General features: G+C 64.7%; 19 protein-coding genes and 6 tRNA genes. 2 read left to right on the top strand and 23 right to left on the bottom strand.

The features are described from left to right. Nucleotides 1–15 precede the first annotated feature (15 nt). The 10 genes from AC0Z2B_RS22910 to gltX form a co-directional block, all read right to left on the bottom strand. The gene (locus AC0Z2B_RS22910) at nucleotides 16–450 is read right to left on the bottom strand and encodes an acyl-CoA thioesterase (RefSeq protein WP_476299620.1); all 435 of its coding nucleotides are present in this window, start codon (nucleotides 448–450) and stop codon (nucleotides 16–18) included. Nucleotides 451–499: 49 nt separating this feature from the next. Further along, complete coding sequence (locus tag AC0Z2B_RS22905) at nucleotides 500–1,327, bottom strand: alpha/beta fold hydrolase (protein ID WP_476299618.1); 828 nt, start codon at nucleotides 1,325–1,327, stop codon at nucleotides 500–502. Between the two features lie 16 nt (nucleotides 1,328–1,343). Next, nucleotides 1,344–1,883 (bottom strand): TetR/AcrR family transcriptional regulator, encoded by a 540-nt coding sequence (locus tag AC0Z2B_RS22900; RefSeq protein ID WP_416426049.1) that lies wholly within the window; start codon nucleotides 1,881–1,883, stop codon nucleotides 1,344–1,346. 173 nt (nucleotides 1,884–2,056) lie between these two features. After that, a tRNA-Glu gene (locus AC0Z2B_RS22895) sits at nucleotides 2,057–2,132 on the bottom strand. Nucleotides 2,133–2,175: 43 nt separating this feature from the next. Then, nucleotides 2,176–2,251 (bottom strand) — tRNA-Ala (locus tag AC0Z2B_RS22890). A 111-nt stretch (nucleotides 2,252–2,362) separates the two neighbouring features. Further along, nucleotides 2,363–2,438 (bottom strand) — tRNA-Glu (locus AC0Z2B_RS22885). Between the two features lie 43 nt (nucleotides 2,439–2,481). Further along, nucleotides 2,482–2,557: transfer RNA gene (locus AC0Z2B_RS22880), tRNA-Ala, on the bottom strand. Nucleotides 2,558–2,607: 50 nt separating this feature from the next. Further along, nucleotides 2,608–2,683 (bottom strand) — tRNA-Glu (locus AC0Z2B_RS22875). A gap of 72 nt (nucleotides 2,684–2,755) precedes the next feature. Further along, nucleotides 2,756–2,831, bottom strand: a tRNA-Ala gene (locus AC0Z2B_RS22870). Between the two features lie 298 nt (nucleotides 2,832–3,129). Further along, nucleotides 3,130–4,608 carry a glutamate--tRNA ligase gene (gene gltX, locus AC0Z2B_RS22865; RefSeq protein ID WP_416426051.1) on the bottom strand — a complete coding sequence of 493 codons (1,479 nt, stop codon included), beginning with the start codon at nucleotides 4,606–4,608 and terminating at the stop codon, nucleotides 3,130–3,132. Nucleotides 4,609–4,783: 175 nt separating this feature from the next. Here gltX and AC0Z2B_RS22860 point away from each other — a divergent pair, with 175 nt between their 5' ends. Both AC0Z2B_RS22860 and AC0Z2B_RS22855 read left to right on the top strand, forming a co-directional pair. Beyond that, entirely contained in the window at nucleotides 4,784–5,821 is a 1,038-nt protein-coding gene (locus tag AC0Z2B_RS22860; protein WP_476299616.1) for an HlyD family secretion protein, read from the top strand. Then, nucleotides 5,811–7,361: a DHA2 family efflux MFS transporter permease subunit gene (locus tag AC0Z2B_RS22855; protein WP_473003963.1), complete on the top strand. Its 1,551-nt coding sequence runs from the start codon at nucleotides 5,811–5,813 to the stop codon at nucleotides 7,359–7,361. The genes AC0Z2B_RS22860 and AC0Z2B_RS22855 overlap by 11 nt, the downstream gene beginning before the upstream one ends. Nucleotides 7,362–7,446: 85 nt before the next feature. Here the strand turns inward: AC0Z2B_RS22855 and AC0Z2B_RS22850 are convergent, their stop codons facing one another. The 13 genes from AC0Z2B_RS22850 to flhF form a co-directional block, all read right to left on the bottom strand. After that, complete coding sequence (locus tag AC0Z2B_RS22850) at nucleotides 7,447–7,839, bottom strand: DUF2802 domain-containing protein (RefSeq protein ID WP_476299614.1); 393 nt, start codon at nucleotides 7,837–7,839, stop codon at nucleotides 7,447–7,449. Continuing rightward, a complete protein-coding gene (locus tag AC0Z2B_RS22845) occupies nucleotides 7,840–8,319 on the bottom strand; it encodes a chemotaxis protein CheW (RefSeq protein ID WP_027981645.1) in 480 nt (159 codons plus the stop codon). A 69-nt stretch (nucleotides 8,320–8,388) separates the two neighbouring features. Next, the gene (locus AC0Z2B_RS22840; RefSeq protein WP_476299612.1) at nucleotides 8,389–9,237 is read right to left on the bottom strand and encodes a CheW domain-containing protein; all 849 of its coding nucleotides are present in this window, start codon (nucleotides 9,235–9,237) and stop codon (nucleotides 8,389–8,391) included. Continuing rightward, nucleotides 9,237–10,025, bottom strand: coding sequence for a ParA family protein (locus AC0Z2B_RS22835; RefSeq protein WP_476299610.1), 789 nt, complete (start codon nucleotides 10,023–10,025; stop codon nucleotides 9,237–9,239). Before AC0Z2B_RS22835 ends, AC0Z2B_RS22840 begins: the two co-directional genes overlap by 1 nt. 56 nt (nucleotides 10,026–10,081) lie before the next feature. Next, nucleotides 10,082–10,969, bottom strand: a complete 888-nt coding sequence (motD, locus tag AC0Z2B_RS22830; RefSeq protein WP_416426060.1) for a flagellar motor protein MotD — start codon at nucleotides 10,967–10,969, stop codon at nucleotides 10,082–10,084. Nucleotides 10,970–10,979: 10 nt separating this feature from the next. Then, nucleotides 10,980–11,720 carry a flagellar motor protein gene (locus tag AC0Z2B_RS22825; protein ID WP_416426062.1) on the bottom strand — a complete coding sequence of 247 codons (741 nt, stop codon included), beginning with the start codon at nucleotides 11,718–11,720 and terminating at the stop codon, nucleotides 10,980–10,982. After that, the gene (locus tag AC0Z2B_RS22820; protein WP_476299608.1) at nucleotides 11,720–12,853 is read right to left on the bottom strand and encodes a protein-glutamate methylesterase/protein-glutamine glutaminase; all 1,134 of its coding nucleotides are present in this window, start codon (nucleotides 12,851–12,853) and stop codon (nucleotides 11,720–11,722) included. The genes AC0Z2B_RS22825 and AC0Z2B_RS22820 overlap by 1 nt, the downstream gene beginning before the upstream one ends. A 48-nt stretch (nucleotides 12,854–12,901) precedes the next feature. Beyond that, nucleotides 12,902–15,106 carry a chemotaxis protein CheA gene (locus AC0Z2B_RS22815; RefSeq protein ID WP_476299605.1) on the bottom strand — a complete coding sequence of 735 codons (2,205 nt, stop codon included), beginning with the start codon at nucleotides 15,104–15,106 and terminating at the stop codon, nucleotides 12,902–12,904. 12 nt (nucleotides 15,107–15,118) lie between these two features. Beyond that, entirely contained in the window at nucleotides 15,119–15,907 is a 789-nt protein-coding gene (locus tag AC0Z2B_RS22810; RefSeq protein ID WP_416426068.1) for a protein phosphatase CheZ, read from the bottom strand. 19 nt (nucleotides 15,908–15,926) lie between these two features. After that, nucleotides 15,927–16,301, bottom strand: a complete 375-nt coding sequence (locus tag AC0Z2B_RS22805; protein ID WP_177323407.1) for a chemotaxis response regulator CheY — start codon at nucleotides 16,299–16,301, stop codon at nucleotides 15,927–15,929. A 278-nt stretch (nucleotides 16,302–16,579) separates the two neighbouring features. Continuing rightward, nucleotides 16,580–17,329 (bottom strand): RNA polymerase sigma factor FliA, encoded by a 750-nt coding sequence (fliA, locus tag AC0Z2B_RS22800; protein ID WP_416427440.1) that lies wholly within the window; start codon nucleotides 17,327–17,329, stop codon nucleotides 16,580–16,582. Beyond that, nucleotides 17,323–18,156: a flagellar synthesis regulator FleN gene (gene fleN, locus AC0Z2B_RS22795; protein ID WP_008374846.1), complete on the bottom strand. Its 834-nt coding sequence runs from the start codon at nucleotides 18,154–18,156 to the stop codon at nucleotides 17,323–17,325. Before fleN ends, fliA begins: the two co-directional genes overlap by 7 nt. Nucleotides 18,157–18,279: 123 nt before the next feature. Next, on the bottom strand, nucleotides 18,280–19,593 hold the full coding sequence (flhF, locus tag AC0Z2B_RS22790) for a flagellar biosynthesis protein FlhF (protein WP_416426072.1): 1,314 nt from the start codon (nucleotides 19,591–19,593) through the stop codon (nucleotides 18,280–18,282). Between the last annotated feature and the right edge of the window lie 2 nt (nucleotides 19,594–19,595).

The following is a 19,595-nucleotide window of genomic DNA, read 5'->3' as shown; positions in this document are numbered from 1 at the left end:
CAGTGCAGCGTCCGCTCAGGTAGTCAACACCGCCGGGCCATAGCCCTCAATGAACTCCGGCGGCATGCGCTTGGGCTTGCCGCTGGCCAGGTCAATGCAGCAGAAGGTGGTGTGGGCGCGCAGCAGCGTCACCCCGTCCCGGGGGCGAATCAGCTGGAAGCGCCGGGTCATCTTCAGGCGCTGGTCGGACTCGACGATCCAGGTGGCCATCTGCAGCTCGTCATGTTCATAAGCAGCGGCCAGGTAGTCGATTTCATGGCGCACCACCGCCATGGCCCGGTTCAGCCGCCGGTATTCGGCCAGGTCCAGCCCCAACCGCTGGGAATGGCGCCAGGCGCAGCGTTCCAGCCAGGTCACGTACACCGCATTGTTGGCGTGCCCCAATCCATCGATATCCTCGGCACCGACGCTCAGGTCGATGACAAAGGGCGTTGCCAAATCCCAATTCATGCGCGCACTCGCTCCTGCTCAATGGGCAAAACGCGAGTCTAGCGCACCCTCACGCCGATTGCCGTGCCGGCTGGTGACGCAGCAGGCCCAGCACGCCGTCGATCAGTTGCGGGTCGGCCAGCACGCGCTGGTGCCCGCCCTCGGGCAACAGCAGCAGACGGCTGCCGAACCAGGCCTGGTGAATCGACTGCGCCTCGGCGGCCGGCACCAGCGGATCATCGTTGGCGTGGACTATCAGGCCAGGCATGTCCAGCTGGTAGCGGCTGACGTCCAGCTGCGCGGCGGCGATGCCCACGGTGCGCTCCACCTGGCGGATGAACGCCGAACGCGCCCGCGCCGGCAGCCCCACGTGGGCGGCGAAATTGCGCAGCATGCCGAGGATACGCGCCGGCGCCGAGACACTCACCAGCACCTCGGCCTTGAGCCCCCACTGGCTGGCCAGCAGCGCCGCGGCGCCGCCCATGGAGTGGCCGATTACCGCGCGCAGCGGCGGCAGTTCGGCGGCCGCCTCCAGCAGGGCGTGGGCAAACAGCACCACGTGGGCCTGGCTGCCGCGGGAACGACCATGCCCCGGCCCTTCCAGGGCCACCACGCTATAGCCAGCCTGCAGCAGCGCCTCGATCAACGCTGCGAATTGCGTGGGCCGCCCTTCCCAGCCGTGCATCAGCAGCACCGTGGGGCCCTGCCCCCAGCGCAGCACCGAAAGGCCGAAGCGCAGGGTCACGCGCTCGGCGCGCGCCAGCAGCGGCAGCTCCCAGGCCCGTGGCGGCAGCGTGCGGGGGTGCATGAAGGCCAGGCGCATGCGCGCGGCGATTTGCCGTGGGGCCAGGTGGCCGAGGGTCTGGTTGACGCCGCGAACCCAGGTGAGCGTGGTCATGGTTGCACTCCCAGCGTTAGCGCACCGCGGCCTTGGCCGCGCGCAGGATACGGTCGGACAGTTCGGTCTGGCCCAGGGCACGCCCCAGGGCCAAGCCACCAATCATCAGGGCCAGGTCGGCCAGGGCCTTGTCGGTGTCCTGGGGGTTGTCGGCCAACTGGCCAACCAACAGTTGCACATGCTCGGTGAGCACCTCGCGGAAGGCCTCGGGCAGGCGCCCCATCTCGCCCAGCGCGGTGGGCAGCGGGCAGGCGCGGTCCTCGGCGTCACGATGGTTGCGCGACAGGTAATAGCGCGCCATCAGCGCGCGGCGCTCTTCACCGGGCAGGTTGGGGTCGACCTGTTCGAGCAGGGCGCGGCGCTGGCCCAGCAGCTGGCTGAAGGCTTCGAGCATCAGCGCGTCCTTGCTGTCGAAATGGGCATAGAAGCCGCCGACGGTCATGCCGGCGGCGCCCATCACCTCACTGACGCTGGGGTCGGCCACGCCGCGCAAAATCATCGCCCTGCGCGCCGCCTCGAGGATTTTTTCGCGGCTCTGGGCTTTCTTGTCAGCCATGGGGCACCTCCGAATATTATGGAGGTAATATTATGCTCGTAATATTTTTCCGCAAGGCGTTCGCCGTGCCACTGGTCGGCGGATCGAAAAGGAGGGAGGTCAAATCGCAGACAAACAAAAGGCCCATTCAACCAGTGAATGAGCCTTAAAAATCCCGCAGAGCGGGTAAATCGTGGCGTCCCCTAGGGGACTCGAACCCCTGTTACCGCCGTGAAAGGGCGGTGTCCTAGGCCACTAGACGAAGGGGACGCAAAACCTTCGAGCAAGTTCGTTTTCACGAACCCTGGCAAATTGGTGGAGCTAAACGGGATCGAACCGTTGACCTCTTGCATGCCATGCAAGCGCTCTCCCAGCTGAGCTATAGCCCCAAATTTATCGTCTTGCGACGCAACAGCCCGTTACACGTGCCGTCACTTAAAAACAAAAGGCTCATCCAAAAGGCGAATGAGCCTCAAAATTCCCGCAGAGCGGGCAAATCGTGGCGTCCCCTAGGGGACTCGAACCCCTGTTACCGCCGTGAAAGGGCGGTGTCCTAGGCCACTAGACGAAGGGGACGCAAAACCTTCGAGCAAGTCCGTTTTCACGAACCCTGGCAAATTGGTGGAGCTAAACGGGATCGAACCGTTGACCTCTTGCATGCCATGCAAGCGCTCTCCCAGCTGAGCTATAGCCCCGAATTTATCGTCTTGCGACGCAGCGACCGTACAGCATCGCTAGTTTTAAATGGCGTCCCCTAGGGGACTCGAACCCCTGTTACCGCCGTGAAAGGGCGGTGTCCTAGGCCACTAGACGAAGGGGACAAAACCTTCTTACCAAGATCAGTCTGGATCTGATCTGACCGAAGTCAAACAACGACTTCAGGCCTTGGAATTTGGTGGAGCTAAACGGGATCGAACCGTTGACCTCTTGCATGCCATGCAAGCGCTCTCCCAGCTGAGCTATAGCCCCACAATCTTCAGCGCTTCGCATTTCTGCGTGTTGCTGTGTGGACGGGGCGCATATTAAGACTGGATCGAAGGGCTGTCAAACTTATTTTTGAAAAAATTCAAAAAATTTTTCCAGCAATACAACCACTTACCGACGAAACAGGCGCCCTGCCCCGGTTTTGCTGGGGCGTGACCACAAACGCAGAACAACGTAGCCGCTGCCGAAGGCTGCGCTGGGCCGGGTATACGCTGGAGATCTCCAGCGAGGCCCAGGGCCAGCGCAGCCTGCGGCAGCGGCTACGGTTAGACGTCAGCATGCCTTAGGCAATGCTGCCCAACAGCTTTTCCCATTCCTTGTTTTCTTTCTTCGACACGCCACCCAGCAGGTCCAGGGCCTGGCGCAGGCGGAAGCGCGTCAGGTCCGGGCCGAGGATTTCCATGGCGTCGAGCACCGACACCGAGCTGGCCTGGCCAGTGATGGCGGCGAACATCAGCGGCATGGCGTCGCGCAGCTTCAGCTCCAGGGCCTCGACCACGGCCTGGATGGTGGCGGTGATGCGGTCTTTTTCCCAGGTGCGCAGGGATTCCAGCTTCCACAGGATCAGTTGCATTACCTGGCGCACCTGGTCGGCCGAGAGCTTCTTGTGCTCGAACAGCTTGGCGTCCAGTTGCAGAGCGCCGGCGAAGAAGAAGCCGCCCAGCGGGGCGATCTGGCTGAAGGTCTCGACGCGGCCTTGCACGTGCGGCGCGATCTTCATCATGTAGTCGGGGTTGAACGCCCACTTCTGCACGCGCGCGGCGAACTCTTCCACCGGCAGGTCGCGCAGCCACTGGCCGTTGAGCCAGCTCAGCTTCTCGATGTCGAAGATCGGCCCGCCCAGGGACACGCGCGACAGGTCGAAGTGCTCGACCATCTCGGCCAGCGAGAACTTCTCGCGCTCGTCGGGCATGGACCAGCCCATGCGGCCCAGGTAGTTGAGCATGGCCTCGGGCATGAAGCCCATGCGCTCGTAGAAGGTCACCGAGGTCGGGTTCTTGCGCTTGGACAGCTTGCTCTTGTCCGGGTTGCGCAGCAGCGGCATGTAGCACAGCACTGGCTGTTCCCAGCCGAAGTACTCGTACAGCTTGATCAGCTTGGGCGCCGACGGCAGCCACTCTTCACCACGCAGCACGTGGGTGATGCCCATCAGGTGGTCGTCGACCACGTTGGCGAGGAAGTACGTCGGCAGGCCGTCGGTCTTCATCAGCACTTGCATGTCCATGCGGTCCCACGGGATCTCGACGTCGCCGCGCAGCATGTCCGGCACCACGCACACGCCTTCGGTCGGCACCTTCATGCGGATCACGTGCGGTTCGCCAGCCGCCAGGCGGGCCGCCACTTCTTCCTTCGACAGCAGCAGCGCGCGGCCGTCGTAGCGCGGAGTCTCGCCGCGGGCCATCTGCTCGGCACGCATCTGGTCCAGCTCTTCGGCGGTGCAGAAGCACGGGAAGGCGTGGCCCATGTCCACCAGCTGCTGGGCGTACTGCTTGTAGATGTCGCCGCGCTCGCTCTGCCGGTACGGGCCGTGTGGGCCGCCTACGTCCGGGCCTTCGCTCCACTCGATGCCCAGCCAGCGCAGGGCGTCGAAGATCTGCTGTTCCGACTCGCGGGTGGAACGCAGCTGGTCGGTGTCTTCGATGCGCAGGATGAACTCGCCGCCATGCTGTTTGGCAAAGCAATAGTTGAACAGGGCAATGTAGGCCGTGCCGACATGGGGGTCGCCGGTGGGCGATGGCGCGATACGCGTACGAACGGTCATGAAAGGTCTCGAGCAGAGTGAATCAAAGGGCGGATGTTAGCAGGCCCGGCACGTGGTGCTCCAGCAATGCGCCACATTACCGGCTATCAACGGCATGATTGCCGCTTGCCGGCCCCCTCGCCCCGCCCGATCATCACCCCCTGGCACCCTGCCCCACCTTTTCGACGGATCGACCATGCCTGCGCCGCTCAAACGCCGACTGCTTATTTTCGCCACCCTGGTCCTGCTGATCGCCGCGGGCTTCCTCGCCCACTGGTGGTTCAAGGGCCGCTTCTTCGAAAGCACCGACAACGCCTACGTGCAGGGCGAGATTACCCGGGTGTCCAGCCAGCTGACGGCGCGCATCGACCAGGTGCTGGTGCAGGACAACCAGCACGTGCGCCAGGGCGACCTGTTGGTGACCCTGGAGGCCGCCGACTTCCAGTTCGCCGTGGAACGCGCCCAGGCCACCCTCGACACCCGCCAGGCCGAACGCCTGCAGGCCCAGAGCAAGCTGGCCCAGCAGGGCAGCCTGATTGCCTCGGCCGAGGCCCAGGTGGCCGCCAGCCAGGCGACCCTGGGGCGCTCGCAGATCGACCTGAACCGCGCCGAAGCCCTGCGCAAGCCCGGCTATGTCTCCGAGGAGCGCGTCACCACCCTGTCGGCCGACACCCGCGTGGCCCACTCCCAGGTCAGCAAGGCCCAGGCCGACGTGCAGGGCCAGCGCCAGCAGGTCAACGCCCTGAACGCCGAGATCAAGCGCCTCGATGCGCAGATCGCCACCGCCCGCACCGACCTGGCCCAGGCCCAGCTGAACCTCGCCCGCGCCCAGGTGCACGCGCCCATCAGCGGCATGATCGGCCAGCGCGCCGCGCGCGCCGGCCAGGTGGTGCAGGCCGGCGCCTACCTGCTGTCCATCGTCCCCGACGAGGACATCTGGGTGCAGGCCAACTTCAAGGAAACCCAGATCGGCCACATGCAGCCCGGCCAGGCCGCACGCCTGACCTTCGACAGCTTCCCCGACCAGCCCATCGATGCCCGCGTCGACAGCCTGTTCGCCGCCTCGGGCGCGCAGTTCAGCCTGCTGCCGCCAGACAACGCCACCGGCAACTTCACCAAGGTGGTGCAGCGCATTCCGGTGAAGCTGACCTTCGCCGCGGACAACCCGCTGCACGGCAAGGTGCGCCCGGGCATGTCAGTCACCGTCAGCGTCAACATCGCCGATGGCCGGTGATCAACTGCTGCGCCCGGTGGGCGAACCCACCCGGCGCGACTGGATCGCGGTGATGAGCGTGATGCTCGGTGCCTTCATGGCCGTGCTCGACATCCAGATCACCAATTCCTCGCTCAAGGACATCCAGGGCGCGCTATCGGCGACCCTGGAGGAAGGCTCGTGGATCTCCACCTCGTACCTGGTGGCCGAGATCATCATGATCCCGCTCACCGCCTGGCTGGTGCAGCTGCTGTCGGCGCGGCGCCTGGCGGTGTGGGTGTCGCTGGGCTTCCTGGCGTCGTCGCTGCTGTGCTCCATGGCCTGGAACCTGGAAAGCATGATCGTCTTCCGCGCCATGCAGGGCTTCACCGGCGGCGCGCTGATACCGCTGGCCTTTACCCTGACGCTGATCAAGCTGCCCGAGCACCACCGCGCCAAAGGCATGGCCATGTTCGCCATGACCGCCACCTTCGCGCCCTCCATCGGCCCCACCCTGGGCGGCTGGCTGACGGAAAACTTCGGCTGGCAGTACATCTTCTACATCAACGTGCCGCCCGGCCTGCTGATGATCGCCGGGCTGCTGTACGGCCTGGAAAAGAAGGCGGCGCACTGGGCGCTGCTGAAAAGCACCGACTACGCCGGCATCCTCACCCTGGGCGTGGGCCTGGGCTGCCTGCAGGTGTTCCTGGAGGAAGGCCACCGCCAGGACTGGCTGGAGTCCACCGAGATCGTGGTGCTGGCGGTCATCGCCTTGCTCAGCCTGATCACCTTCGTGATCCTGCAGGTGTCGCGCGCCAACCCGTTGATCAACCTGGGCATCCTGCGCAACCGCAACTTCGGCCTGTCGAGCATCGCCAGCCTGGGCATGGGCGTGGGTCTGTATGGTTCGATCTACCTGCTGCCGCTGTACCTGGCGCAGGTGCAGAACTACAACGCGCTGCAGATCGGCGAGGTGATCATGTGGATGGGCCTACCGCAGCTGGTGCTGATCCCGCTGGTGCCGCAGCTGATGAAGATCATCTCGCCGAAAATCCTCTGCACCCTGGGCTTTGGCCTGTTCGGCCTGGCGAGCTTTTCCTCGGGGGTGCTGAACCCCGACTTCGCCGGCAGCCAGTTCAACCAGATCCAGATCATCCGCGCCCTGGGCCAGCCGCTGATCATGGTGACCATCTCGCTGATCGCCACCGCCTACCTGCAACCCCAGGACGCGGGCTCGGCGTCGAGCCTGTTCAACATCCTGCGCAACCTGGGCGGCGCCATCGGCATCGCCCTGCTGGCGACGCTGCTGGATGCGCGCACCAAGGTGTACTTCGATTATTTGCGCGAGTCAGTGGTGCCGGGCAACCCGCAGGTGGCCGAACGCCTGGGGCAGCTGGGCGAGCGGCTGGGCAGTGACACGGCGGCGCTGGGGCGCCTGAGCGAGATCGTGCACCAGCAGGCGCTGATCATGGCCTACAACGATGCGTTCCACTGGGTGGGGTTGGGATTGGGGATTGCCATGGTGGCGGTGATGTTGACCAGGGCGTTGCCGAAAGGCGCGACGGCGGGCGCGGCGCATTGAGCTGAAATCGATTCGCCTGCATCGCGACCAAGGTCGGCTCCTACACCGTAGGAGCCGACCTTGGTCGCGATGGGCGCGCCACGATTCAACCGCGGTGCAGCTTGCTCATCAACTCCGCCTCGGCCTGGGTCAGGCCGCAGGACTGGGTCAGCTCGTCGACGCTGGCGCCCATGCCCACCAGGCGCGCGGCCTGGGCGAAGGACAGGCTGGAAGGGTCACGCTGCTCCAGCATGCTCAGCTTGTCCGGCAGCGGCGCCACCACGGCGCGCAGCTCGTGCAGGTCTTCACCCATGCGCACGGTGCCGTTCTGGTAATCCTCGACGCGGCGCGCCAGGTCCTTGATGCGCTGGTCGCGAATGGCATCGCCGGCCGCCTGCTGGGCAGCGATTTCACGCTGCCCGCGGATGTTGGCCAGCAATACCGCGAGCGTGGCCACCCACAACACGGCCAGCACGATGACGCCTACCTCTAGAATCAATCAGATGCTCTCCAGCTCGGACCACTCTTCCTCGGTCATCATCTTGTCCAGTTCCACCAGGATCAGCAGCTCGCCGTTCTTGTTGCACACGCCCTGGATGAACTTGGCCGATTCCTCGTTGCCCACGTTCGGCGCGGTTTCCACTTCCGACTGGCGCAGGTATACCACTTCGGCGACGCTGTCGACCAGGATGCCGACCACTTGCTTGTCGGCCTCGATGATGACGATGCGGGTGTTGTCGCTGACGTCAGCCGGCATCAGGCCGAAGCGCTGGCGGGTGTCGATCACGGTGACCACGTTGCCGCGCAGGTTGATGATACCCAGCACGTAGCTGGGGGCGCCCGGCACCGGGGCGATCTCGGTGTAGCGCAGTACTTCCTGCACCTGCATCACGTTGATGCCGTACGACTCATTATCCAGGCGAAAGGTTACCCACTGCAGAATAGGATCTTCGGAACCTTGTGCAGACGACTTCTTCATACCCCTAACCTCTCGAAAACCGTGATGACGGTGTGTGTGCAGTACAGTGGCGCCGCGCGGCGCCGCTAATCATTTGAGTTCTTGCAGCTGTTTCACCGCGCCGCTGGCAATCAGTTCGGCCAGGGCCGAGACGTCCAGCAACGCGCACATGTGTTCGATCACCGTGCCTGCCAGCCACGGGCGCTGGCCACGATGGCTGCGCCACTTGATCTCCTCCGGGTCAAGGCGCAGCGAGCGGCTGACCTGATGCACCGCCAGCCCCCACTCGTAGCCCTGCAGGGAGATCACGTACTGCAGGCCCTGCTGGAAATCGTCGCGGTAGCGGTCGGGCATCACCCAGCGCGCCGTGTCCAGCACCTTGAGGTTGCCGGCCTGGCTGGGCAGGATCCCCAGGAACCAGCTGGGCTGGCCGAACAGCGGCGTCAGCTCGTGGCCGGCCAGGGCGTAGATCGAGCCCAGGCACACCAGCGGCACCGCCAGGGTCAGCCCGGCAACGTCGAACAACAGGCATTCGAAGGGCTCGGCCGCCCAACTGGGCCGGCCGTCCACCGTGGCGGGCGGCACGGCGCCCGGCGGGGTGGGCTTGTGCACTTCGACCACCGGTTCCACCGGTGTTGCCACTACTTCGGCAACCGGCGGCGAAACTGGAGCGGGCGCGACGACCGCCGGGGCAACCGGCACCGGTTTTGCCACGGCTGCAGGGGCCGGGGCGACGGGCGGTGCAATGGGCGCCTTGGGTTCTACCCGGGCGTCACGCACCTGCTCCTCGAGCACCGCGGCCTGGAATTCGTCGAGCACCTGGTCGCTGGGTTCCAGCACCTCGGCGTCCAGCTCCTCGGTGGCGTCCTGCAGCAGGCCGTCAAGGTAGGACTGCAGCGCGACCTGCGGCTTGGTAACGGTAGTGACCGGCCGGTTCATCAGGCCACCTGCGCGACAAGTTGCTGGGCCAGCAGGTGCTTGAGCAGCGCGCGGTAGGCCACCACGCCGCGGCTCTTGGGGTCGAACTGCGAGGGCGTCTGCCCTGCCCGGCTGGCGTCACGCAGGCGCGTGTCCACCGGAATGTAGCCCTGCCAGATCTGCTCCGGGTAGGCGTCCTTGAGCACTCGCAAGGTGCCCATGGAGGCCTGGGTGCGACGGTCGAACAGGGTCGGCACGATGCTGAACGGCAGCGGCTGCTTGCGCGAGCGGTTGATCATGGCCAGGGTGCTGACCATGCGCTCCAGGCCCTTCACGGCCAGGTATTCGGTCTGCACCGGGATCACCAGCTGCTGGCTGGCGGCCAGGGCGTTGACCATCAGCACGCCCAGCAGCGGCGGGCTGTCGATGATTGCGTAGTCGAAGTCCTGCCACAGCTGCGCCAGTGTTTTGGCGATCACCAGGCCCAGGCCACTCTGGCCAGGGGATTGACGCTCAAGCGTGGCCAGCGCCGTGCTGGACGGCAGCAGCGCCACGTTTTCGTCACTGGTGCTCAGCAGCAGTTGCCCGGGCAAGCCCTGGGGCACCTGGCCCTTGTGCAGGAACAGGTCGTAGCAGCTGTGTTCCAGCACGTCGGGGTTGTGCCCGAAGTAGCTGGTCATGGAACCGTGGGGGTCGAGGTCGACCACGACCACGCGCTTGCCCGCCTCGGCCAGCAGGCCGGCCAGGGCGATGGAGGTGGTGGTCTTGCCGACACCACCTTTTTGGTTGGCTACTGCCCAGACTCTCATGGGATTTGCTTCCTCCCGGCACGGCAGCGTGTGCCTACCGAGACATGCGACTCAAGTTATAAGGCCGGTGACGGGGAATTGACAGCATTGCCCCCAACCGACTGCGATACGGGCTGCGGTGCACTTTGTGTGCCAGCACGGCGCAATGCCGCGTCCGGCGTCACGTTGGCGCTGCCGGCGCCGGTAATGCTGCGGCGCACGTCGAGGTTGCGCGAGATCACCAGCACCACGCGGCGGTTGTGCGCGCGGCCTTCGGGGGTGGCATTGGTGTCGATGGGCTGGAACTCGCCATAACCTACCGAGGCCATGCGCCCGGGGTTGATGCCTTCCATCGCCAGCATGCGCACGATGCTCGACGCCCGCGCCGACGACAGCTCCCAGTTGGTGGGGTACTGCGCGGTGCGGATCGGCTGGTCATCGGTGAACCCTTCCACGTGGATGGGGTTGCCGAACGGCTTGATGATGCCGGCGACCTTCTCGATGATGGTGAACGCCTTGTCGCTGGGGATCGCGTCGCCGCTGCCGAACAGCAGGCCGGACTTGAGTTCGATCTCGATCCACAGTTCGTTGCCGCGCACGGTCAGCTGGTTGGACTTGATCAGGTCACCGAAGCCGTCGCGCACCTGGTCGGCGATGCTTTTCAGCGGGTCCTCGGCGGCGCTGGCAATGCCGGCGTCTGGCTGCTCGCTGTCGGTCACCAGAGGCTCCGAGGGGCGCATGGTCAGCGGCCGCTCGTCACCGATGGGAATGGGCTTGAGGCTGCGCTGGGGGTCGTTGAACACCCCCACCAGCGCCTGGGACAGTACCTTGTACTTGCCTTCGTTGATCGACGAGATCGAGTACATCACCACGAAAAAGGCGAACAGCAGGGTGATGAAGTCCGCGTAGGACACCAGCCAGCGTTCGTGGTTTTCATGCTCTTCGGTATGACGACGGCGGGCCATGGCTATTCCCTCACTCCATGAAGCCTTGCAGCTTGAGCTCGATGGACCGCGGATTCTCGCCCTCGGCGATCGACAGGATGCCTTCGAGCATCATCTCGCGGTACAGCGCCTGGCGCACGGCAATGGCCTTGAGCTTGTTGGCGATGGGCAGCAGGATCAGGTTGGCGGTGGCCACCCCGTAGATGGTGGCGACGAAGGCCACGGCAATGCCGTTGCCCAGCTGCGACGGATCGGCGAGGTTGCCCATCACGTGGATCAGGCCCATCACCGCGCCGATGATGCCGATGGTCGGCGCGTAGCCGCCCATGCTCTCGAACACCTTGGCGGCCTGGATATCGCGGGCTTCCTGGGTGAGGAAATCCACTTCCAGGATGCTGCGGATGGCCGCCGGCTCAGCGCCGTCCACCAGCAGTTGCAAGCCTTTGCGCGAGTAACTGTCGGGTTCGCTGTCGGCGATCGACTCCAGGCCCAGCAGGCCTTCCTTGCGTGCGGTGAGGCTCCAGTTCACCACCCGGTCGATGCCACCGGCCAAATCGATGCGCGGCGGGAACAGGATCCAGATGACGTTCTGCATGGCGCGCTTGAACGCGCTCATGGGCGACTGCAACAGGCAGGCAGCCAGGGTGCCGCCAATGACGATCAGCGCCGCCGGGCCGTTGAGCAGCGCCGACAGGTGACCACCTTCGAGGAAATTGCCGCCGATGATGGCAATGAAGGCCAGCAGCAGCCCCAGTAAGCTCAGGACGTCCATCAGACACAGGCCTCGACCAGGTGGCGACCGATGTCGTCGAGGCCGTACACGGCATCGGCGAGGTTGGCTTTGACGATCGCCATGGGCATGCCGTAGATGACACAGCTGGCTTCATCCTGGGCCCAGATGTGGCTGCCGCCCTGCTTGAGCAGGCGTGCGCCCTCGCGGCCGTCGGCGCCCATGCCGGTCAGCACCACGGCCAGCACCTTGTCACCGTAGGACTTGGCGGCGGAGCCGAAGGTGATGTCCACGCACGGCTTGTAGTTGAGGCGCTCGTCGCCCGGCAGGATTTTCACCGTGCCGCGGCCGTCCACCATCATCTGCTTGCCACCGGGGGCCAGCAGCGCCAGGCCGGGGCGCAGCACGTCGCCGTCCTCGGCTTCCTTGACGGTGATGCGGCACAGCTTGTCCAGGCGCTCGGCGAAAGCCTTGGTGAAGGCCGCCGGCATGTGCTGGATCAGCACGATGGGCGCCGGGAAGCTGGCCGGCAGCTGGGTCAACACGCGCTGCAGGGCCACGGGGCCGCCGGTGGACGTACCGATGGCCACCAGCTTGTAGTTCTTGCGCTTGGGCGCCGGCGACGATGGCGCGTGGGCCGCCGCAGCCGGGGCATGGCTGGCCACCGGGGTGCGCACGGGCGCTGGCCGTGGCGCAGGGGCCGGGCTGCTGGCAACCGCAGCGGCCGGCGTAGGCGCAGGGGCCGCCGCCGGGGCGCTGTAGGCGCTGAAACGACGGTTGCTGCGCGAGATGGTATGCACCTTCTCGCACAGCATCTGCTTGACCTTCTCGGGGTTGCGCGAGATGTCTTCGAAATTCTTCGGCAGGTAATCCACCGCACCCGCGTCCAGCGCATCCAGGGTCACCCGGGCGCCTTCGTGGGTCAGCGAGGAGAACATCAACACCGGCGTGGGGCAGCGCTGCATGATATGCCGCACGGCGGTGATGCCATCCATCATGGGCATCTCGTAGTCCATGGTGATGACATCGGGCTTGAGCGACTGGGCCAGCTCGATCGCTTCCTTGCCATTGGTCGCGGTACCCACTACCTGGATAGCGGGGTCCGACGAGAGAATTTCCGAGACGCGGCGGCGGAAGAAACCGGAATCATCCACCACCAGGACCTTGACTGCCATAAACACTCCATTAGCGGCCGGGCGCACCGGGTGCGCCCGCCCACAGAATCAAATACGCCGCGCTGCGTAGCGCTTGAGCATGCTCGGAACATCGAGAATCAGGGCAATGCGGCCGTCACCGGTAATGGTGGCGCCCGACATGCCCGGCGTACCCTGGAGCATCTTGCCCAGTGGCTTGATGACAACCTCTTCCTGGCCTACCAGCTGGTCGACGACGAAGCCGATGCGCTGGGTGCCGACCGACAGGATCACCACGTGGCCTTCACGCTGCTCCTCGTGGGCGGCCGAACTGACCAGCCAGCGCTTGAGGTAGAACAGCGGCAGGGCCTTGTCGCGTACGATCACCACCTCCTGGCCGTCGACCACGTTGGTGCGCGACAGGTCCAGGTGGAAGATCTCGTTGACGTTGACCAGCGGGAAGGCGAAGGCCTGGTTGCCCAGCATCACCATCAGCGTCGGCATGATCGCCAGGGTCAACGGCACCTTGATGACGATCTTCGAACCCTGGCCCTTGGCCGAGTAGATGTTGATCGAACCGTTGAGCTGGGAGATCTTGGTCTTCACCACGTCCATGCCCACGCCGCGGCCGGACACGTCGGAGATCTCGGTCTTGGTCGAGAAGCCGGGGGCGAAGATCAGGTTGTAGCAGTCCGATTCGCTCAGGCGGTCGGCCGCGTCCTTGTCCATCAGGCCCTTTTCCACGGCCTTGGCACGCAGCACCTGCGGGTCCATGCCCTTGCCGTCATCGCTGATGGACAAGAGGATGTGGTCGCCTTCCTGCTCGGCGGACAGCACCACCTTGCCGTTGCGCGACTTGCCGGCGGCCTCGCGCTCTTCCGGGGTCTCGACGCCATGGTCCACCGCGTTGCGCACCAAGTGCACCAGCGGGTCGGCCAGGGCCTCGACCAGGTTCTTGTCCAGGTCGGTCTCTTCGCCGATCAGCTCCAGGTTGATCTCTTTCTTGAGCTGGCGTGCCAGGTCGCGAACCTGCCGGGGGAAGCGCCCGAAGACCTTCTTGATCGGCTGCATGCGCGTCTTCATGACCGCGGTCTGCAGGTCGGCGGTGACCACGTCGAGGTTGGACACGGCCTTCTGCATGGACTCGTCGCCACTGTTGGCGCCCAGGCGCACCAGGCGGTTACGCACCAGCACCAGTTCGCCGACCATGTTCATGATTTCGTCCAGACGCGCGGTGTCGACCCGCACGGTGGTTTCCGCCTCGCTGGCGGCGTGTTTCTCTGGCGCAGGCGCGGCGGCACGGGCTGGCGCCGGGGCGGCAGCCTTGGCCGGCGCGGCGGCGGCAGCGGGCTTGGGCGCAGGCTTGGCAGCCACCGGGGCGGCCACGGCCGCTTCGGCGGCGGCGGGCGCCTCGCTGAACTTGCCCTTGCCATGCAACTGGTCCAGCAACGACTCGAATTCGTCGTCGGTGATCAGGTCGCTGGCCGCGGCCGCCGGTTGTTCGGCGGCCGGTGGCTGGGCACCGCTGTCCAGCGCGTCAGGGGCGAAGGTGCCCTTGCCGTGCAACTGGTCCAGCAGGGCCTCGAATTCGTCGTCGGTGATTTCGTCGCTGGCCGGCGCGCTGCCGGCAGTGCTGGCCGGCGCCACAGCGTCAGGCGCGAACTGGCCCTTGCCATGCAGCTGGTCGAGCAGGGACTCGAACTCGTCGTCGGTGATTTCGTCGCTGTCGGCGGCCGGGGCCTGGGCTGCCGGTGGCTGGCTGGCCGGGGCCTCGGCCTGGGCCTTGACCGCGCTCAGCGAGTCCAGCAGCTGTTCGAACTCGCTGTCGGTGATGTCACCCGACTCGGCAGGCTCTTCGACCACAGGCTCAGGTTCGGCAACCGCTACCGGCGCCTCGTCGGCGCTGGCAGGCTCGGCCAGGCGCGACAGCGCCGCCAGCAGTTCAGGCGTGGCCGGGGTGATGTCGGTGCGCTCGCGAACTTCGCTGAACATGCCGTTCACCGCATCCAGCGCTTCGAGCACCACGTCCATCAGTTCCGAGTCAACGCGACGCTCACCCTTGCGCAGGATGTCGAAGACGTTCTCGGCGATGTGACAGCACTCCACCAGCTCGTTGAGCTGGAGGAAGCCGGCGCCCCCTTTTACAGTGTGAAAACCGCGAAAAATTGCATTGAGCAAATCACCGTCATCAGGTCGGCTTTCCAGCTCGACCAGTTGTTCGGAAAGTAACTCAAGAATTTCACCGGCTTCTACCAGGAAATCCTGGAGGATTTCTTCGTCGGCGCCGAAGCTCATTTAACGTGCCCCTTAAAAACCAAGACTGGATAGCAGATCGTCGACATCGTCCTGACCGGACACAACGTCTTCACGTTTATCGGCATGAATCTGCGGACCTTCACCCCGAGTGGGATGTTTTTCTTGATCTTTTTCAGCACGAAGCTGTTCACGGTCGTGTTCGATGCCCGCGAAGCGGTCTACCTGGCTGGCCATGAGCACCAGCTTGAGCAGGTTGCTTTCAACTTCCGTGACCAGTTGCGTCACGCGCTTGATCACCTGGCCGGTAAGGTCCTGGTAATCCTGCGCCAGCAGAATGTCGTTCAGCGCGCCGGACACCTTGCGGGTGCCCTGCTCGCTTTGCGTCAGAAAACCGTCGACACGCTTCACCAGGTCGCGGAACTCGGCGGCGCCGACTTCCTTGCGCATGAAACGCTGCCAGTCGGCGCTCAAGGCCTTGGCCTCGCCGCTGAGGTCGTTGAGCACCGGCGTGCTCTGCTCCACCAGGTCCATGGTGCGGTTGGCCGCACCCTCGGTCAGCCTGACCACATAGGAAAGGCGCTCGGTGGCATCCGTGATCTGTGAAACTTCCTCGGCTTGCGGCATGTGCGGGTCAATCTGGAAACTGACGATCGCACTGTGCAACTCGCGGGTGAGCTTGCCAACTTCCTGGTACAGGCCACGATCACGGGTCTGGTTCAGCTCATGGATCAATTGCACAGCGTCGCCGAACTTGCCCCGCTCCAGGCTTTCGACCAACTCCTGCGCATGTTTCTTCAGGGTCGACTCGAAGTCGCCCAAAGATGAGTTCTTATGCTCCATAGCACCCCCGTGGCGGACATCAGCTATTGACGCGCTCGAAAATCTTTTCGATTTTCTCTTTCAGCACTTGTGCCGTGAATGGCTTGACCACGTAGCCGTTGACGCCAGCCTGGGCCGCTTCGATGATCTGCTCGCGCTTGGCTTCGGCGGTCACCATCAGCACCGGCAGGTGCTTGAGGCGCTCGTCCGCACGCACCTGGCGCAGCAGGTCGATGCCGGACATGCCAGGCATGTTCCAGTCGGTCACCAGGAAGTCGAAGCTGCCGCTGTGCAGCATCGGCAGCGCGGTGGTGCCATCATCGGCTTCCTGGGTATTGGTGAAGCCCAGGTCGCGCAACAGGTTCTTGATGATCCGCCGCATCGTCGAGAAGTCGTCAACGATGAGGATTTTCATGTTCTTGTCCAATTAGACCTCCAAGCAGTCTTAAACGCGTCCGGTCCCCGAACGCGCATTCAATCAAATCTGGCTAGTGCACTACATGACGTGCGGCAAGGAAAATACCCATGCTGCATCCCCAAATCCAGCCCGGCAGCACTGCAATCGCACCGTAGCCGCTGCCGAAGGCTGCGCTGGCCCTGTCCCACGCTGGAGCTTTCCAGCGAACTTCAGGGCCAGCGCAGCCTGGCGGCAGCGGCTACGCAATTGCGGTGTTACCCGAACCTTGAAAACCCTTATGCCCGTGCGCGCCACTCGCCCAACCGGCTGCGCAGGCGCGCCGCGCATTGGCTGTGCAGCTGGCTGACCCGCGACTCGCTGACCCCCAGCACCTCGCCGATCTCCTTCAGGTTCAGCTCCTCGTCGTAGTAGAGGGCCAACACCAGGCGTTCACGCTCCGGCAGGTTGCTGATGGCCTCGGCCAGGGCCGCCTGGAAACGCTCGTCCTCCAGGTCCCGCGAGGGCTCGAGCCCGGCGCTGGCGCCATCCTCGTGCAGGCCTTCGTGCTCGCCGTCCTGCAACAGGTCGTCGAAGCTGAACAGGCGGCTGCCCAGGGTATCGTTCAAAATCGCGTAGTAATCGTCCAGGCTCAACTGGAGTTCGGCCGCAACCTCATGATCTTTAGCGTCGCGACCGGTTTTCGCTTCGATAGCGCGAATCGCGTCACTGACCATGCGCGTGTTGCGATGCACCGAACGCGGGGCCCAATCGCCCTTGCGCACCTCGTCGAGCATGGCGCCGCGAATGCGGATGCCGGCGTAGGTCTCGAAGCTGGCGCCCTTGGTGGAGTCGTACTTGGTGGACACCTCGAGCAGGCCGATCATGCCGGCCTGGATCAGGTCTTCCACCTGCACGCTGGCCGGCAGTCGCGCCAGCAGGTGATAGGCGATGCGCTTGACCAGCGGCGCATAGCGCTCGATCAGCTCGTACTGCTGCGACTCGCGGGAAGCCTTGCTGTACATCCGGTAGCCGCTGGCGCTCATGATACGGGACCTGCACTGGTCTGCTGCACCAGGCGTTCGACGAAGAACTCCAGGTGCCCGCGTGGGTTGGCTGGCAACGGCCAGGTGTCGACCTTCTGGGCGATGGCCTTGAACGCCAGCGCACACTTGGAACGCGGGAACGCCTCATACACCGCGCGCTGTTTCTGCACGGCCTTGCGCACGCATTCGTCGTACGGCACGGCGCCCACGTACTGCAGGGCCACGTCGAGGAAACGGTCGGTCACCTTGGTCAGCTTGGCGAACAGGTTGCGTCCTTCCTGCGGGCTCTGGGCCATGTTGGCCAGCACGCGGAAGCGGTTCATGCCGTAGTCGCGGTTCAACAGCTTGATCAGCGCGTAGGCGTCGGTGATCGAGGTGGGCTCGTCGCACACCACCAGCAGCACTTCCTGCGCGGCGCGCACGAAGCTGACCACCGAGTCGCCGATGCCGGCCGCGGTGTCGATCACCAGCACATCGAGGTTGTCGCCGATGTCGCTGAAGGCCTGGATCAGGCCCGCGTGTTGAGCTGGTGTCAGGTGCACCATGCTCTGGGTGCCGGACGCGGCCGGCACGATGCGGATGCCACCAGGCCCCTGGAGCAGCACGTCGCGCAGCTCACAGCGCCCCTCGATGACATCGGCAAGGGTTCGTTTCGGTGTCAGCCCCAGCAGGACGTCGACGTTCGCCAGGCCCAGGTCGGCGTCCAACAACATCACGCGACGGCCAAGCTCGGCCAGCGCCAAAGACAAGTTCACTGACACGTTGGTCTTGCCGACGCCGCCTTTGCCGCCTGTCACGGCGATCACCTGTACGGGATGCATGCTGCCCATGTTCGTTCTTTACCTTGTCTTACTTAGACCGAGGCCACATGACTGGCTGCGCTTTCAAACACATGAAAAATGCCCGGCAGACCAACAATGTAGGTAGATTGCAACGACTTCAAAACATTCACCTCAGCCAACTCGTTTACTCGGGCTGTGGTAGAGATCAGCGAACATATCGGCCATGGCCTCTTCGCTGGGCTCATCCTGCATTTGCACGTTAACCGCGCGGCTCACCAACTGGTGCCGTCTTGGCAGGTGCAAATCGTCCGGAATGCGTGGCCCGTCGGTGAGATAAGCCACTGGTAGTTCATGACCAATCGCCAGGCTGAGCACTTCGCCCAGGCTTGCCGATTCGTCCAATTTCGTCAGGATACAACCTGCGAGCCCACAACGCTTGTAACTGTGGTAGGCAGCAGTCAAAACCTGCTTCTGGCTGGTGGTTGCCAGCACCAGGTAGTTGCGCGCCTTGATGCCGCGCCCTGCCAGGCTTTCCAGTTGCAGGCGCAGGGCCGGGTCGCTGGCCTGCAGGCCGGCGGTATCGATCAGCACCACGCGCTTGCGCAGCAGCGGCTCCAGCGCCTGGGCCAAGGACTGGCCCGGGTCGACGTGGGTCACTGGCACGTTGAGAATACGGCCCAGGGTCTTGAGCTGCTCCTGGGCGCCAATGCGGAAGCTGTCCATGCTCACCAGCGCGATGTTCTGCGCGCCGTACTTGAGCACGTAACGGGCCGCCAGCTTGGCCAGGGTGGTGGTCTTGCCCATGCCGGCGGGGCCGACCATGGCGATGACACCACCCTCTTCCAGCGGCTCCACGTCCGGCGTCACGATCATGCGGGCCAGGTGGGCCAGCAGCATGCGCCACGCCTGGCGCGGTTCATTGATCTCGCCAACCATGTCCAGCAGCTCGCGCGACAGCGGGCCCGACAGGCCGATGCGCTGCAGGCGGCGCCACAGGTTGGCCTGCGCAGGCTTGCTGCCTTGCAGTTGGGTCCAGGCCAGGGAGCCGAGCTGCACTTCCAGCAACTCGCGCAGGCCGTTGAGTTCCGAACGCATGGACTCGAACAGGCGCTGGTCCACCGGCGCGGCAGGCGGGGCCTGCGGGCGCGGCGGCTCGACGAAGGTCGGCTCCACCAGCGGCTCGGGCGCGGTCAGCGGCAGGCCGGCAAACAGTTGCCGGTTGGTGACCGCGTCGCTGTCGCCACGGGTGTCCAGTTCAGCCTGGGCGTTGACGATCCGCGACTGCGTCTTGCGCAGCTCGTCTTCAAGCTCCATGTTTGGCACACGCGGTGCCAGCGCGGACAGCTTGTAGTCCAGCGCGGCCGTGAGCTCGACGCCGCCGGCAATCCGACGGTTGCCGATGATAGCGGCATCGGCGCCCAGCTCGTCACGGACCAGTTTCATGGCCTGACGCATATCGGCGGCGAAAAAACGCTTAACTTGCATAA

The sequence above is a fragment of the Pseudomonas sp. GYB4201 genome, assembly GCF_056312595.1.
Note: the sequence above shows the minus strand (reverse complement) of the source record. Positions and strands in the feature narration are given on the sequence as shown.